Source organism: Rheinheimera fenheensis, assembly GCF_039871805.1.
GTDB classification, from domain to species: domain Bacteria; phylum Pseudomonadota; class Gammaproteobacteria; order Enterobacterales; family Alteromonadaceae; genus Alishewanella; species Alishewanella fenheensis.
On the sequence record NZ_JBDPJM010000001.1, the window covers coordinates 198,912 to 214,484 of the forward strand.

Genomic DNA, 15,573 nt, shown 5'->3' on the forward strand with positions numbered 1-15,573 from the left:
CGCTAATCCACCACGCACCGTTTAGCATTAATCAGCTTTAACAGCTCGGCGGTGGCGGTGGCATCATCGAGAGCGCGATGGTGATTGGTGAGTTTAATATCAAACGCTTCGCACAGCTTACCCAAGCTGTATGATTGCAGCCCCGGGTAATAGCGGCGCATATTGACTACCGTGCATAACTGCGGCATATCAAACGGTATTTCACAGCGGGCGAATTCGGCGCGTATAAAGCCGTAATCGAACTTAGCGTTATGGGCGACAAAGACTGCGCCTTGTAGGAAGTCGGCAAGCTTATTAGCAATCTGAGCAAAGCTGGGTGCGTCGCTGACCATGCTGTTACTGATACCGGTGAGGCGGCTGATAAAGGACGGGATAGGCCGCTGTGGGTTTAGCAGTGTGCTATAGCTGTCTATCACTTCGCCGCCCTGCAGTTTTACTGCGCCGATTTCAATCACTCTGTCGGTGCCCGCTTTACCACCGGTGGTTTCGACATCCAGCACCACGTATAGCCGGTTGGGATCGACTATCCACTGCAGTTTTTCAATGCGGGCGTTGAAGCCGGCGTTGTTAAGGGCCTGCAGGCGCGCTAACTGGTGGCGCTGAATTTTATCGCCCGGGGCTTTTACCTCAACAAATTCCAGCTGGTTTTCTTTAACAAGCAGTAAATCGGGGTAGCCGCTACTGTGGCGGTTAAAATCTTGCGCCATAGCGCGCAATATGGGCGCTAAGCTGCTTACGCCGTCGTTTTTGGCAGCATATTGCAGCAGTGGCAGTAACTGCTCGGCCAAATCGCTGTGCCAGTAAAACAGGCTATTGGCTTTGCCATAATGCGTGGTTAAGGCACTTAACAACTGCTTGTCGGCACCGGGCTGTGCCAATAGCGCCAGCTTGTGCTCTATAGCGCTGGCAAACTGCTGATAAAAGCCGCCACCGGCTAAATTGCGTGGCCGGCGCTCAAAGGGGTTATGCAGTGCGCTGTCGCTGTGCTCAAACAGCTCGTGCCAAAACCAGAGTCCAAACAGCGCCAGCCAGAGGTTGTTTTCACTGTGAAACGTGCGATAGCCACGTTCGGCGTAATACGCCATTAAGCCCTGCTCGGCTTTACCGCTATACAGCTCGTCAAGGCAGGTGTGCGGCGCACTCCGCAGCAGCTCTGTCAGTACAGAGCGTTTGGCGCTACCGGCAAACTTGCGCTGATAAAAATCATCAGCAAACAGCCATTCTTCATCACAGCTAGGGTCGTCCAGTAGCTGCTGCAGATACTGCTGGCACTTGTCAGTTTGGCCACTGCTGTAATACAGCCGCACCAGGCGTTCACTGGCCGGGAAACCGGCACTTTGCTGATAAAAACAGATGGCAAGTTCAACAAGCTGATACTGCTCGGCCAACTTGCCTAGCTGATAACAGCGCTCACTGCGCTTTAGCGCCAATGTATTATCATCGGTCTGTGGCCATTGGCTTAGCGTCGCCAGCCAGGGGGGAAGTAATGTCGCAGCGTTTTCTGGCTGCTGTCTTAGCTGTTTAGCTAAGTCAAACACCTGCTGCTTGGCACTGGCCAAAGCAAACGCCAGCTGTGCCTGCGCTAAGTCGGTAAAGCGCGGCCTAAACTGCTGCTTAAACTGGCCGGTTTGGCGGATGCCCAGATCACGCAGAGTAAACAGCGATAAGTTAGGCTCAATACGGCCAAAATACAGAAAATACAGGTAGTTAAGCGATTGCTGACGTTGCAGCACCAGATAGCGCTGCGGTAGCTGGCTGATAAGCGCAAGCCAGTTTACCTCGAGCTTCAGCGCGCTGCGCACTAACTCGGGCTTGGTCTGGCTTTTTTTCACAGCAATTGGCGCTGGCAGCTGTTGCTGAGCCAGCTGCAACAGCTGCCAGAGCGTATCTTTGGTTAAGCGCAGCCAGAAATCGGCTAAATTATCGGCGCTAAGGCTGCCGATAAAGCCAGCAGCTGCCAGCTCATCCAGCACCGGCCCTGGCGGGCCTATTTCAGTGTAATTAAGCTCGCTGTCGGCAAATACATTGCCTTTGCGGTTTAGCATGCGTACCAGCAGCTGCTGCGCCGGCACGCTTAGTGCGGCAAAGTCACTGATATAGCTACGGTTATCGGCCGTTAAGCAGGGCGCGTAGTGTTCACCAACAAACTGCAGCAGCTCGTTAAAGTGCTGCAGGTAGTAACCGCTGTCGAGCTCCTGTTTAACGGGCGCCATGCGTTAAGCAATAACGGTGCTAACCAGATAGCCGGTGTAGCCAACAAATACAGCCAGTAGCAAGCCACCTTCGAGCCGATTAATGCGGCCTTGTTTTTTATAGCCATAACCCATGACAAACAGTGCTGCGGTTAACACCGCCATCAGCGTCCAGTCACGCGTTAACACCACCGCATCGACCGCCATAGGTTCAATCGCGGCGGCGATACCCACCACCGCCAGCGTATTAAACAGGTTTGAACCAATCACGTTGCCCAGCGCGATATCATGCTCGCCTTTTTTAATGGCAATTAATGATGACGCCAGCTCTGGCAGCGAAGTACCCACCGCCACCACCGTTAAGCCGATTACCAACTCGCTGACACCAAGGCTTTGCGCAATAAACACTGCACCGTATACCAGCATGCGTGAAGCGATGATCAGCAGCACCAGGCCCACCAACAGCCAGATAATGGACTGCTTTAGCGTCATTTTTGGCTGACCGGCTAAGTCTTCATCCATTTCTGTCGCTAAGGCGTCCTGCGGATTACGCATACCCTGCCACACCGACCAGGCCATTAGCACAAAGAATACGCCGAGCAAACACCAGGCATCGAAACTGCTCAGCTGATGATCAAATAACTGCCAGCCGGCAAACAGGGTTACCAGCATTAAAATTGGCAGCTCTTTTTTCAGCACTTGCGAGTGCACGGCAATGGGGCTTAACAGCGCTACCAGGCCTAAAATCAGCGCGATATTGGTAATGTTAGAGCCATAGGCATTACCCAATGCCAGCGCCGGATTGCCGTCACTGGCGGCCATAGCCGATACCACCATCTCTGGCGCCGAAGTACCAAAGCCGACAATAATCATACCGATTAGCAGCGGCGGCATACCGGCATAGCGAGCGGTGGCTGAGGCGCCATCGACAAACTTATCGGCGCTCCAGACCAAAAGCGCTAAACCGGCAATCAGTGAAACTATAGCCAATAACATATCAATATCCTTTTAACGGCGTTAAAAATTGCGCGCAGCATAGCACGGCGGCTTAATAGCAAAGAAGCGGCACCAGCCTGGTTTTGAAACTATTTTTAAAAGCAGTTAAGCTCAGCAGCTAACCCTACTGGAGCATACTATGACCACGCTTATAACCATTTTAGCCCTGCTGTTTGCTGCCCTGTTTATTCTGGTCACCTTAGCGGAAAAATACGGCAGTCGCGATAGTGAACAAACCGCCAAATTAAGCCGCTATATTATGCCGCTGGTAGCACTACTGATTTTGGCACAGGTGATTAAGTTTGCCTTTTTCTCTGACTAGGGCTGCACTTGCCGCCGTATTCTGCCCAGCACACTCACCAACAGTGCCGGTAAAAACGTCAGGCTAATCAGGGTTGAGAACAGCAAACCACACAGCACGATAATGCCTACACCACGGTAAAGCTCGGTACCCTCGCCGGGGATCAGCACCAGTGGTGCCAGGCCAAATACGGTGGTGGCGGTTGACATTAAAATCGGCCTAAGCCGGGTGGCTACCGCCTGAGACACAGCCTCGATTACCGTTATACCGGCGTTTTTCAGGTTATGCCGGCTCTGATCGACAATCAGGATCGGGTTATTCACCACAGTACCGAGCAAAATTAAAAAGCCGAGCATAGTGATCATATCAAAGGGTTGATGAAAACCGCCCAGCCCAACCGTTGCCAGCGCACTGCTGATACCGTTAATGCTGACCAGCCCAACCAGGGCGCCGGCCAGCCCCAGCGGCACAGTAGCCAGAATAAACAGCGGATAGCCCCAGTGGCTGAAAATGGCTACCAGCAGCAGGTAAATCAGCAATACCGCCACCGCAAAGTTACCACTGAGCGCAGCCTTGGTTTCATCCAGCTGATCGGAGGCGCCGGAGATGTCCAGCGTCACATCATTGCCAATGGCGCCATCACGGCGCAGCTGCGGCACCAATTGTTGCTGCACTGTGGCCACTGCAGTTTCCAGCGCCACCGAGCGCGGCGGAATAATATACAGCGTTACCGTGCGGCGGCCATCAACGCGGCGCAGGGTGTCGCTGTCGGCCACTTCGACTAAATCAGCCAAGCTGCTTAGCGGCAGCACAGCACCCGAGGGCGTTAACACTGGCGTTTGTGCCAGCTGCGCCAGACTTTGCTGGTTACCGGCACTGCTGAATAAAAACATATCGACTTTATCGTCGCGGATAAAAAACTCATCAACATAAGCCCCGTCACTGACTGCCGATACCGCATAACCAAAATCGGCGGCACTAAAGTTAAGCTCGGCCAGGCGCTGCCAGCGTGGGCGGATCTGCACCAGCGGTTGATCCAAGGACAAGGACGAGGGCTCAGAGTTAAGCTGTGGCTGGTCAAACAACTGGCCGGCTGCGACATAGGCCGCATCAGCAGTGGCATATAAACTGGCGAGATCGGGGCCGGAGATGTCCAGCGCTACGGCGCGGGTACCACCGTCGTTACTGCTGATAATGGAGCCGCGCGCCGAAAACGCCCGCATACCGGGGTACTGGCGAAACAGCGTGGTCATCGCCTGCATCATGGCATCGATATCAGCTGCCCGCACCGGCTCACTCAGTACCCGAATACGGCCTACTGACACACTGAGCGAATAGTATTTTAGCGGCGGCATCGCGGTTTCGCCGTTGTCAAAGGCAGTGGGGGCGCGGTTAACTTCTACATCCAGCCTGGCCCGAATTTCATCAGCGATCAGCGCCATCTCCGATAAGTTATAGCCCGGCGGCGCTATCATCGATGAAAAGGCCTTAGGCTCTTCGCCTTCGGGTAAATATTCTGCCGGTGGCAGTAAATACCAGGCGCCCCCCAGCGTCAGCAGTAGCGTAGTGGCAAGGGTAGCACGACGGCGCTGCGGGCTGGCAATAATGGCCTGCACCAGCTGCAGCAGCTTACCCGGTGCTGCCACGGCTGAATTGGTATTAGCCACACCGCCAAAGCCCAGCCTGGCCACCGCGGCGGGTACCACAAACACCGCGACCAGCATAGAGGCAATAATGGCGGCGGCGATGGCAATGGCGATATCGGAATACAGCTGGCCGGCCTCCTGCTCGACAAACAGCACCGGCACAAACACCAGCACTGTGGTCAGGGTTGAGGCCAGTACCGCCGGCCAGACCTCGCGTACACCGGCAATGGCCCCTTCAATACGGTCCAGCCCGCGCCGGCGCGCCTGCTCAATGCTCTCCAGCACCACTATTGTGTTGTCCATTGTCATGCCGATGGCAAAGGCAATACCGGCCAGCGAAATAACATTAATGGTGCGGCCAAACGCCAACAGGCCCAAAAACGCCGCTATGGTACATACCGGCACCCCCAGCACACCCACCAGGGTGGCGCGGCCCGAGCGCAAAAACAAATACAGCACTAAGGTGGCCAATAAAGCACCCAGCGCCAGATTGGTCCAGACATTGCGGATAGAGTCTTCGACATAGCGCACATCATCGCTTATCAGCATCAGCTGCAAGCCATTGCCGGCCAAAGTATCCTGATTCAGCTGGGCGACCACCTGCATCATCTGCTGTTTAATATCAATGACATTAGAGCCAGGCTCGCGGCGCACCGATAAGCCCAGGGTACGCTCTCCGTCAGCAAAAGATAATTCGCGTACTTCAAAATGGTCCAGTACCAGAGTGGCGACATCTTTTAAGCGCACCTGTAAATCACCCTGCTGCAACAAGATCAGGTTTTCCAGCTGCTCCAGGCTGTCGAAGCGGCCGACCATTCTGAGCAAATAACGGCGTTTACCGCTGTCGATATCACCGGCCGAGCTGTCGCGGTTGCGCGCCCGTATGGCGTCGCGCACACCGGTCAGGCTAAGGCCGCGCTGCGCCAGCTTAGCCGGGTCGACTAAAATCTGAATTTGCCGCTCGGCACCGCCACTGACGCCCACTTCCGACACGCCCGGAACCCGCTCCATTTGCGGCCGCACATAATCTTCGGCGTAGTCACGCAGCATATCCATATCCAGCGCCAGCGGGTTACCGCTAAGTGGCATCAGCCGGAAGTACATAAAGGCATTGTTGGAAAACGAGCTGCTTAATAATCTGGGCTGGTCGACATTTTCCGGATACGATGGCACCTGGCTTAATGCATTACTGACGCGGATCAACGCTTCATTGACATCGACACCAAAGGGGAACTCTAGCTCTATTTGTGCCGAGCCAGTGCTGGCACGCGAGATCATACGCTTTAAATTCGGCAAAGTACGCAGGTAGCGCTCCTGCTCTATCAGGATTTCTTTTTCCACATCCTGCGGTGTGGCACCGGGCCAGCCGGTAATGACGCTGATGGTGCGAACATCCAGATCAGGGATCATCTGCACCGGGATACGCAGCGCCGCGACTATGCCCAGCACACAACAAATCAGTACAGCAACGGTTAGAATTGTGCCACGGCGAATACCCGCATCCAGCATCGCTTACTCCTTGCTCGTGCTATTGACGATACTAACCGACTGGCCATCGCGAAGGGTCTCATTACCGCGCACCACTACCGGCTGGCCAGCAGGCAGACCGGATAAAATTTCTACCCCCTGCTCGCTGGTTTTACCCAGCTGCACCAGATGACGCTGCGCCTTGTTGTCCTTAATGCTAAACAAGCTGTAGTTACCGTCGGGATGACGCAACAAGGCATCCGGCGGCACCACCAGTACCGTGCTGTCATCACGCTCAAAATACAAGGTGGCGCTGGCCGAACTGCCCGGCAGCAGCACCTGCTGAGGGCTGTTTACGCTAAAGCGGGCCAGAAAACTGCGGGCACTGGCATCGCCCACCGGCACTGCTGCGCTAAGTGTTGCGACCAGGCGCTGGCTGCTTTGCAAATCCGGCACCACCTCTACCCGGCGCAGGCTATTTAGCTGGCTAAAATATTCTTGTGGTACTTGCAGATCCAACAGCAGCGGGTTAAGGCTAACCAGTTGTAGCACAGGTGTGCCTAAATCAACCCACTCGCCAACATCGGTAAAACGCCGGGCGATAACGCCGGCGAAAGGCGCCGTTAGCGTATGACGGGCCACCACCTCCTGTTGCTGCGCCAGCGCGGCTTTTGCCCGTACTGTGTCGGCCTGGGCTTGCGCCAGCGCAGCGCGGCGCAACGTCAGCTCGGTTTGCGGCAATAACTGCCGGGTACTTAACTGCTCGGCCTCAGTGACCAACCGCTCTGCTTCAACTTCGCGCACCAAAGCGGCATTAAAGGCTGCCTGCTGCTGTGCCAGCTCGTGCTGCGCCAGCGTGCTGTCAAGTTTCAGCAGTGGTTGGCCTGCACTGACCTCGGCGCCGGCATCGACCGCCAAGTTAGCGACCAGACCGGCCGTGCGGCTGGATAAGGCTGCGTCTTGCTGCGCGGTTAAGCTGCCACTTAATACCAGCTGCTGTGCCAGTGCCTGCTGTTTTGGCTGCACCACCTGCACCGGTGCGGCGTCCTGCGCTAACAACCCAACAGAAAAAACGCTGCTTATAATTAGCAGCACTAGCTTGCGCATAAGGTTCCCCACCCAATAAGAACGGTTCTTGTTAAGCGTTATAGTATGGCGCAAAGCCGGGCTTAGATCACTTTTGCTGGCCCGCTACCAGGCCGGCTCTACTGCCAGCTAAGGGGGTGCAGCCGGTAAAAGCGGCTTAGCTGGTCATACAGTTTGGGATACTGCTCGGCCAGTGCCTTGGGCTGTTCAAAAAACACTTCGCTTATCACGGCAAAAAATTCGGCCGGGTTGGTCGCGCCGTAATGGTCAAACAAACCGGTCTCACCCAGTGCGGCCTGGCGCTGTAAAGCGGCAAACTCAGTGGCCATCACGCCAGACCAATGCTGATAATCGCTGCTACGCTCCAGTAAAGGCGCGCCGTTAGCAATGCCTTTTTCCTGATCCAACTGATGGGCAAATTCATGGATCACCACATTGCGGCCATCCGTGGGGTTGGCCGCACCGGCCAGCGTATCAGCCCAGCTTAAAATGACCCGCCCCTGACCCCAGGACTCGCCCGACAGCACCCGGCGCTGCTCATGCATCACTCCGGCAGCATCGGCCTGCTGGCCCGGTACAACAAAGGCAGCTGGATACAGCAAAATGCTGTTTAGCTTGGGGTAATAATAGTTCGGCCGGTTTAACAGTAATAAGCACGCCTGAGCGGCGATGGTTACGCGCATTTCATCGGTTACTTCAAGGCCATCACAGCCAATAAACTGCTTTTCAGCAATAAAGACCTGCATATGTTTTTTCAGCTGCAGTTGTAAATCGGCAGGCAGCGCCCGAAAATACGGCAAACGTTGTTTTAAGATGGCACGCCAGCTGGCTGGAAACGGTTGTGCCATCAGTTTGCGCCGCTGATAGTTACGCCAGTAAGCTGGCATTAGCACAGCAGCGATGATCGCTGCCCCCAATAACAGAGTAATCAGTATAGCCAAGCCAAACCTCAAGCAATCAGCGCCAGCCAAGCGTGCTGGCAGATGCAGCTGTAATGCGGCTGACGTGCTGATTTTTCAAGCGGCAATGGCCTTGCGAACTTTGCCGGTAGCCTGGCCTCTAACGGCGGTAAGCCCGAAAAAGGAGTACTATGTTTCAGTTATTTAAAACCTTGCTGGATAAAGTCAACGATGACCTGAGCATGCCGGCCGCTGCTCCCAATACTCATGGCTTAAACGACGCTGAGCTGGCGTCAGTGGCGTTAATGCTGATGGTGGCGCATGCTGACTTTAGCAGCAACGAAGATGAGCAGCAGCTGGCGCTGGCCTATGTAAAACGCGAATTTTCATTAAGCGACAGTGCAGCACTGGCCGTGGTGCAGCTGGCAGATAAGCAAGCTGCCGATGCCACTTCGCTGCATCAGTTTACCCGTGGTTTAAAGCAGCTTAGCTACAACGAGCGGTTAAGCCTGCTGGACAACCTGTGGCAACAAGCTTATGCCGATGGGGTGTTAGATCCGAATGAAGAGGCCATGCTGCGCAAGATTGCCGATTTACTCTTTATCCGCCACAGCGATTATATTCAGGCTAAATTGGCCGTTTGCGGCAGCTAACTACGAGACATCATACGGAGAATCGGTTTGCCCTAAGCCAACCGTTGAAGGCATGGATGCCTGAATCGAGCCTATAGGGACATATTAACGGCGTGTTGGTGTGGGCAAACCGGTTCGCTGTCTCTATATAACCCTTAATCCTCTCGCCGCTGCAATACTTCACCTTCTATCGTCTGCGGGCCTGCGGCCGGGTCAGATGATTCCTGCTGCGCGCCCCGCTGACGTTGCTGCCAGGCTTTCATTCTGGCGCGGTGGCGCCACAGCATAATCGGGATCAGGATCCAGCTCAACAGCAGCATAAATACCAATAGTGCAACGCCGACAAATAACATTAGCCCCAAAAACAACCAGGCCAGCAAACGCTGCAAAGGCCCGCCACTGCGGCCGCGGGCAAAAAACTGCTGCCACTGCTGGCTGTGCTGTTTAAAGGTATACATCTTGATATCCTCAGGTCAGGGTTACCGTTTAGCATAACGGCATAATAGCCTGTTAGTGTGGGCGCACGCGTCGAAGTTCAACCGCAAACAGGTAAATAGACTGCTATACTTGCTGCAATTTCGTTGCAAGGACTGCAGCTTATGCTACTGCATCTCTGGTTATCCTCTCTGTTACTGGCCGCTGATATCAGCCCAGGTGATACCTTGTTGTTGGCAACGCATGCTCCAGCTAATCAAAGTGCGGCCAGCCGGGCGCAAATTGATTGCATAATGAAGCACACGCAACAGCCCTATCAGTTGCTGGTTATGCCTTGGCGGCGCGCCAAACAGGAAGTAAAAATGGGTCGCATTGACGGCTATTTTACTGCAATGCCGAATAACGATATCGACAGCTTTGCTAAGTTATCTGCCCCGCTATTCCTGGAAAACTGGTACTGGTTTTGGCGGGCCGACGGTAAAGGGTCTGGCAGCGAAACACCATTACGCTATGGCGCTATTTTAGGCAGCCACCAAGCCGATTGGTTTACACGCCAGGGCATTAAAGCCGAGGTTGAAGTCGGGGATATCAGTCAGTTGCTGCAACTGTTGGCTATTGGTCGTATTGATATACTACTGGCCGATTTGGACGACGTTAACGATGCTATGGCACGGCTAAAGTTAAACCCGAACCAATTTAGTCAGCGCTTTTCCCGCTATGTGGCGCTGGGTAGTTATTTTTCCCGCGAACGGCTGCAACAGCGGCCTGGTTTTATGCACCACTTTAATGCAGCAGTATATTTGTGTGCCACAGCCCCTTTTGCACTCGCCGCCTCAGAGCGTGAAACCGTAGTAGCACTATTACTGAACAGCGTACAAATTTTAGCGAAACAACGCTTTGTGCTGGAGGCAGTGAACCAGCAAAACCAGCAGCTTCTCAGCCTGGATGCGGTGATACAACGAGATCGTTTATGGCAACAGGCGATACAACAACCGGATACCGCACCAGACTTAGCGCAGCAGCAGCTCTCGTCTGCTGTTTCTGCCCAGTTACGCCAGTGGCAGCAGGACTTTGCTGGCTTGATCACTGAAGTCATTTTAATGGACAACCTAGGCGCCAATGTTGCGATAAGCCAGCTGACTACCGATTACTGGCAAGGCGATGAAACACCGTTTCTCAGTGTGTTTAACCAAACCTTAGATTATTTTGTCGGTGTGGTGGAGTACGATCAAAGCGCTCAGCGTTTTCAGGTTAAGCTGAGCGTGCCGCTGAAGAACGCCGAAGGCTATCATATTGGCGCACTCAGCATCGGCATTGATGTAGAGCGCGCCTTAGCGGCTGAATAATTCGGCGGGCGTGACATAATTAATCTGCTTTATTACTCAGGGCCCAGCGTACTATTTCGCCCCAACTGGGCTCTTTACCGTACAGCTGCATGCCACGCAAAAATACCCGGCCGGCGACCCGGCGCATCCACCAGACGGTGGCCAGCAACAATAACAATGACAACAGCGGCTGCCACCAGGCCAGCTCAACCATCGCCAGCTTCACTGGCATAGCGACAAAAGAGGTTAGCGGCAAGTAGCTCAGCAGCGTCATACCCCAACCATTGGGGCTGTCGATGACCAGATAAGTAAACAAAATTGGCAGCCAGGTAATCATCATTACCGCGCCTTTACTGCTGTTATTTGGATCGTCAATCGACGCCGCAATGGCACCCATAAAGCTGGCACACAGCACCACGCCCAATAAGGCAAACGGAACAAGCCACTGCACCACGCTGATATCCAGCCAGGTTAAATCGACGCTTTTGTCGGCAAACACGCTTACCACGGCAAAGGTCAGCAGCATCACCAGCGCCGAGGTAAACATGGCTTTTAGTGCACTAAAGCTGTGCCCCAACACCTTGCCGTCCATCCACTGTTGCGGTGTGAGAATAGCATACAGCTGCTCGGTAACGCGCTGCTGCTTTTCGCCGGTAATACTCATTAACACCTGGCCAAAAGCTGTCGTTAAACCAATAAACAACAGCAGTAAGGCGCCCAGCGCAATCATTTTTTCCGGCGTGTCCTTACCATTGTAAGACTGATCGAGATACTGCATATCAATGGCCACTGGCTGCTCCAGCTGCGCCAGCTGATCATCGGATAAGCCCATGCCGACTGCGGCTTCTTTACGGTAATGCTGCTGCAGCACCTGCTCTAGCTGGCTCAGCCATTTTTTGCCGCTCTGGGTATGAATAACAAGGCCATTCTCGCTGCTGGTTAACACTGCATGCCAGGACTCATCGCTTTGCAGCTGAGCCAATTGCGCCTCCAGGCTGATACTGGGCCGCTGAAACTGGAATTGTTCCGTGTTATCGATGCTAAAGCCGGCTGGCACCGCAATGCGGTATTGCTGGCGGCTTTCATCGGTAAAGAAGCTCCATAAAGCCACTGCAGCCATTACGCCCAGCATTAATAAGTATGAAACAAGCTGCTGCTTCCACTTAAAAAAGCGCAAAAACTCCCAGCGTGCGACAATTAAACTTTGACGTGAAATCATGCCGCGGCCTCCGGTTTGGGTTGATGTTTAGCCATCGCCGTTAAATACAGCTGGTGCAGGTCGGCAGTTTGCATTTCCACCTGCGTCAGCTCGCCAAGTGCCAATAATTGCTGCAGGCACTGGCTGACACTGTGCGGCTCGCTTAGGCTTAACAACCAGTGCTGCTGCGATACTTGCTCGGCGCTGCTGATACTGCTTAACGCCGCTAACTGCGACTCAGCTATCGGCTGACTAAAAGCAACTTTTAACTGGCGCTGGTTTTGACTTTGCGCACGAATTTGCTCCAGCGTGCCGGCCAGTACAACGCGCCCCTGCGCCATTAGCAGCATATGGTCAGCCAGCTTTTCAACCATCGCCATTTGGTGCGCACTCAGAATAACGGTCATGCCACGGGCTTTAAGTTCACGCAAAAACTGCACGACTTTTTCCTGATTAATAGGATCCAGCCCGGAGAACGGCTCGTCCAGAATGACCAAAGCGGGCTTATGCAGCACAGCGGCAATCAGCTGCACTTTTTGTTGGTTGCCTTTAGAGAGTTGTTTTAGCTCGTCGTGGCGCCGTTCAGTCAGCTCAAACACGTCTAGCCAAACCGCCATTTCACTCAGCGCCTGGCTTTTACTTAAGCCATGCAATTGCGCCAGATACAGCAGGTTTTTCTCAATACTTTTGTCGGGGTATAGGCCACGATCTTCCGGCAGATAACCCAATAACCGGCGCGGTACATGGTCAAAGTGCTGGTCTTGATAACTGACCAGAATGCTGCCACTGTCGGGCTTGGTCATGCCAACCAACATGCGGATAATCGATGATTTACCAGCGCCGTTTGGCCCAAGTAAGGCAAAAATATCGCCGCTGTTAATGTGAAAACTGACTTTATCTACTGCCTGCACATTGGCGTAGGCCTTACCAATAGCGGTTACAATTAACTGCATAGCTGCTTCCTGCTGATTAACCTTTCGTTAGCTTATCATCCCTGTCTCGTCATCAACCAACGGCAAAGTGTGAGCAAATATGTAATCAATAATTTTTACCAAAGGATAAATACACTGCATCGCTGTAGCCACTGTCATCCAGCTCAGCTATACCGAGGCCAAAATACAGCGGCCCCAGCGGCGTATCCCAGCCGAGAAACACACTGCCGGCCCACAGCCAGTTGGTGGCGTCGTTGCCACCCGAGGCGCCAAACACATCTTTACGTACCCGGCCCCGCTCCAGTGAGGTGCCCAAGTATAAAGGTGCATTAATAAAAGAGATTTTCTGCTCGTTCAGCCGGTACAAATAGGCCAGGCTGCCAAACTGAATTTGGCTGCCAAACAGCGAGTCGGCAGGATAACCAGACAGGTTTAATAAACCGCCCAGGCTAAATTGCTCCAGCGCAAAAGCACTGTCGCTGTCACTGCTGTAATGATCAAAACGCCAGCGGGTGCGTAGCGTATGATCCTGCCAGCTTTTGGCGGCCAGAAGCTCAGTGCGGCTGCTACGGCTGTCTACCCGCTGGCCCAGCGCCGAATCTGTCAGCCAGGCATAACTGCTGGCCAGCCGGATACCGCGGGTAGGGAAACTGCGGCTGTTCAGCGTATCCCAGATAAATTCAGCAACAGGGCCTCGGCGCAGGTAATCTATCTCGCTTTGCTGTAACTGCGCAGCGTACACACTGGGCAACAGATAACGGCCATCGCGCCAGGCCCAGCCCAGCTGCAGCCGGGCATGATCAGAAATATTCCAACCGTGACTTAACTGCAGTTCATGTTCCTGGTTTTTCAGCTCGCCGGCAGCCAATTGGGTATTATCCTGCAGTGGCTGGCTGTCACGGCGGTGGCGGTAATCCCCCTGCAGATACAAACCAGAACCTGCCAGCGGCCAGTACAGCTCACTGGCCAAATATTTATCGCTGCCCAGCGCCAGCTCAGAGTGCCATTCTGCCCCCCAGGGCGACAGGTTAGTGCGGCTATACGCCGCGGCCAGCTGATACTGGCTGGTGTTACGAAAGTCATCTTCAAACATCAGGCGAAAATTCAGGTAGCCCGGCCCCCAGCTTTTCTCTTCCGCTTTAACCTGCAGCACAGCCTGCCCCTGCTGATCAATATTCAGCTGCTGGGTAATACGTTCAAAGGTGTCCAGACCATACATTTGGCGTAAACCACGGCGAATACTGCGCTCTGTGTAAGCATCACCGGCGGTTAGCTGCAGCCGTTTCAGCAACAGGGCGTCGTCCAGCGCTGAGCGGTTGTCCAGCTCGACTTTGTCCAGCCGTATCGAGCCTGTACTGCTGTTGCTAAAGCGGCTGAACCAGTCGGCGTAAATTTTTTGGCTTTGGCTAAAACCGGCCAGCGCCTGCACAAAGCGGATGGCACTTTGCCGGCCCGATACAATGGCTTTGTCGATATTGGCAAAGTCCAGCGTGCTGATATCAACCAGATCAGGTTGCAGCAACAAATCTTGCTCGGTCAACAACTGCAGTTGCTGCTGCACACCGGCACGCACTAAAAAGCTGGTTAATTGCTCGGTAATGCTAAAGGCTGATTCAATTTGCTCACGGCGCAGCAGCGGTGAGTCGATGCTGACAGCGATGATGCGATCTACCCCCAGCTGACGGGCAACACTGATCGGCAGGTTATTCACCACACCACCGTCCACCAACAGCTTGCCGTTAAGCTCCAGAGGCCGAACCACACCGGGAATGCTCATCGAGGCCTGCACCGCTTGCACCAGGCTACCATCGGCGAGCACCACTTCCTGTTGGGTTAACAAGTCGGTCGCTACCGCCCGAAATGGCACCGGCAGTTGGTCAAAATGGCTCAGGTTAGCGTATGCGCCGAAGGTAGCGTGCAGAATTTCGGCCAGCGACTGGCCACTTAAAATACCTTTGGGTAAACGCACACCGTCGGCTGACACGCCAACATCCAGGTTGATCGGAAAATCGTCAGATTTTTCTTTTTGCCTAAGCGGCATTTCATCGCGGTACACCCGGTCACGAAAGCCGGCAGCCCAGGGCGTTTGCTGTAAACGCTGGGAAATTTCAGCTGCACTGTGGCCACTGGCATACAAGCCACCAATAAAGGCGCCAATGCTGGTACCTACTACCAGATCAATCGGGATCTGCTGACGCTCCAGCTGCTCTATCACGCCCAAATGAGCGCCACCGCGGGCGCCACCGCCCCCCAGCACCAGCGCAACACAAGGCCGCTGCTGCGCTCTGGCCTGCTGACAAATATCCTCTGCCAGAGCATTCAGCGGTAAACCGGCACATAGCAGTAATCCTAACTGTAGGGTAAAGCGCACTGCCTGTTTCATCATCTTGCTACACCTTCAGGTTTGCTATGCACTTTGGCAGATAACATTTGAGCCGCCGCAGCCTTATTGCTATTGTTAATT

The 15,573-nt window shown here is 54.0% G+C and carries 12 protein-coding genes; 3 read left to right on the forward strand and 9 right to left on the reverse strand.

Annotated features, from left to right (window positions below):
- Positions 1 to 2 precede the first annotated feature (2 nt).
- On the reverse strand, positions 3 to 2,213 hold the full coding sequence (locus ABGI61_RS00725) for an exonuclease domain-containing protein (RefSeq protein WP_347595361.1): 2,211 nt from the start codon (positions 2,211 to 2,213) through the stop codon (positions 3 to 5).
- Positions 2,214 to 2,216: 3 nt separating this feature from the next.
- Complete coding sequence (locus ABGI61_RS00730; protein WP_347595364.1) at positions 2,217 to 3,188, reverse strand: calcium/sodium antiporter; 972 nt, start codon at positions 3,186 to 3,188, stop codon at positions 2,217 to 2,219.
- A 139-nt stretch (positions 3,189 to 3,327) separates the two neighbouring features.
- On the opposite strand from ABGI61_RS00730, the gene ABGI61_RS00735 reads away from it, so the two are divergent.
- Positions 3,328 to 3,510 (forward strand): hypothetical protein, encoded by a 183-nt coding sequence (locus ABGI61_RS00735; RefSeq protein ID WP_008221046.1) that lies wholly within the window; start codon positions 3,328 to 3,330, stop codon positions 3,508 to 3,510.
- On the opposite strand, the gene ABGI61_RS00740 is transcribed toward ABGI61_RS00735, so the two are convergent.
- The 3 genes from ABGI61_RS00740 to ABGI61_RS00750 all read right to left on the reverse strand — a co-directional run bounded on the left by ABGI61_RS00740 (position 3,507) and on the right by ABGI61_RS00750 (position 8,629).
- Entirely contained in the window at positions 3,507 to 6,644 is a 3,138-nt protein-coding gene (locus tag ABGI61_RS00740) for an efflux RND transporter permease subunit (RefSeq protein ID WP_347595368.1), read from the reverse strand. The two genes, ABGI61_RS00735 and ABGI61_RS00740, sit on opposite strands and share 4 nt — an antisense overlap.
- A 3-nt stretch (positions 6,645 to 6,647) precedes the next feature.
- Entirely contained in the window at positions 6,648 to 7,709 is a 1,062-nt protein-coding gene (locus ABGI61_RS00745; RefSeq protein ID WP_347595372.1) for an efflux RND transporter periplasmic adaptor subunit, read from the reverse strand.
- A 98-nt stretch (positions 7,710 to 7,807) separates the two neighbouring features.
- Positions 7,808 to 8,629 carry a M90 family metallopeptidase gene (locus tag ABGI61_RS00750; protein ID WP_347595375.1) on the reverse strand — a complete coding sequence of 274 codons (822 nt, stop codon included), beginning with the start codon at positions 8,627 to 8,629 and terminating at the stop codon, positions 7,808 to 7,810.
- 149 nt (positions 8,630 to 8,778) lie between these two features.
- On the opposite strand from ABGI61_RS00750, the gene ABGI61_RS00755 reads away from it, so the two are divergent.
- Complete coding sequence (locus tag ABGI61_RS00755) at positions 8,779 to 9,240, forward strand: tellurite resistance TerB family protein (protein WP_347595378.1); 462 nt, start codon at positions 8,779 to 8,781, stop codon at positions 9,238 to 9,240.
- Between the two features lie 134 nt (positions 9,241 to 9,374).
- On the opposite strand, the gene ABGI61_RS00760 is transcribed toward ABGI61_RS00755, so the two are convergent.
- Positions 9,375 to 9,677, reverse strand: coding sequence for a hypothetical protein (locus ABGI61_RS00760; RefSeq protein WP_347595381.1), 303 nt, complete (start codon positions 9,675 to 9,677; stop codon positions 9,375 to 9,377).
- A 141-nt stretch (positions 9,678 to 9,818) separates the two neighbouring features.
- Between ABGI61_RS00760 and ABGI61_RS00765 the strand changes: the two genes are divergently transcribed.
- Entirely contained in the window at positions 9,819 to 11,000 is a 1,182-nt protein-coding gene (locus ABGI61_RS00765) for a transporter substrate-binding domain-containing protein (protein WP_347595384.1), read from the forward strand.
- 19 nt (positions 11,001 to 11,019) lie between these two features.
- On the opposite strand, the gene ABGI61_RS00770 is transcribed toward ABGI61_RS00765, so the two are convergent.
- The 3 genes from ABGI61_RS00770 to ABGI61_RS00780 form a co-directional block, all read right to left on the reverse strand.
- Entirely contained in the window at positions 11,020 to 12,198 is a 1,179-nt protein-coding gene (locus ABGI61_RS00770) for an ABC transporter permease (protein ID WP_347595387.1), read from the reverse strand.
- Positions 12,195 to 13,130, reverse strand: a complete 936-nt coding sequence (locus ABGI61_RS00775; RefSeq protein WP_347595390.1) for an ABC transporter ATP-binding protein — start codon at positions 13,128 to 13,130, stop codon at positions 12,195 to 12,197. Before ABGI61_RS00775 ends, ABGI61_RS00770 begins: the two co-directional genes overlap by 4 nt.
- A gap of 85 nt (positions 13,131 to 13,215) precedes the next feature.
- On the reverse strand, positions 13,216 to 15,495 hold the full coding sequence (locus ABGI61_RS00780; protein WP_347595393.1) for a patatin-like phospholipase family protein: 2,280 nt from the start codon (positions 15,493 to 15,495) through the stop codon (positions 13,216 to 13,218).
- Positions 15,496 to 15,573 lie beyond the last annotated feature (78 nt).